Genomic DNA, 690 nt, shown 5'->3' on the forward strand with positions numbered 1-690 from the left:
GTTCTGGGAGATGCAGGCCGCGCTGTTCGAGCACCAGGACCAGCTCGGCGAGGCCGGCCTGGCCGACCGTGCCGAGGAGCTCGGCCTCGACGGCGCGTCCGTCGTGGGCGACGCCGCGCAGCAGCACGCCGCACCCGTGCAGCGCGACTACGCCGACGCCCTCGCCGCGGGAGTCCAGGGCACCCCGACGCTGTTCGTCAACGGCGCCCGCTACCGCGGCCGCGTCACGGCCGACGGCCTCCGCGCCGCGATCGAGTCCGCGACCGCGCCGAGGTAGAACCCCGGTCGCGCGAGGTAGAGCCGTGGTCGCGCGAGGTGGAGCCGTGGTTCTTGTGCTCGGCGGCGCGTGGTTGGGTTGGGTGGTCGGGGTGGGTGGTGGTGCCGCGTCTACCATCCGCCGCTCGTTCCTCGCGGCTCCCGCCAGGCCCGCCACGACGCGGCACCACCACCCACCCCGCCCTGCTCCGTCTCACCCTGGTCGTTGCTCACCTTGGGCGACCGCCCGCGGGGTGGGGCTCGGCCCGCGCCGCGCGGCCGGCCAGGCCGCGCGACCGGCCGGGTCGCCGCACCGCCGCGCCGGGACAGTCGCCGGTCGCGGGACCGTCACGCGGGCAGGTGGTTCGGGCGCGTCCGGCGCGCGGGACGCGTCCTTGTCGCCTGCTCGACCGCCGGGCCGGCCTGGTCGGGCTC

At 77.5% G+C, this 690-nt stretch carries 1 protein-coding gene; it reads left to right on the top strand.

Annotated features, from left to right (window positions below; all coding sequences use genetic code 11):
- The coding region (locus A0J59_RS01525) for a thioredoxin domain-containing protein (RefSeq protein WP_156532740.1) at positions 1-277 on the top strand (277 nt) is incomplete at its 5' end.
- Between the last annotated feature and the right edge of the window lie 413 nt (positions 278-690).

This window comes from Cellulosimicrobium sp. I38E (assembly GCF_001647255.1).
In the GTDB taxonomy this organism is placed as follows: domain Bacteria; phylum Actinomycetota; class Actinomycetes; order Actinomycetales; family Cellulomonadaceae; genus Cellulosimicrobium; species Cellulosimicrobium cellulans_E.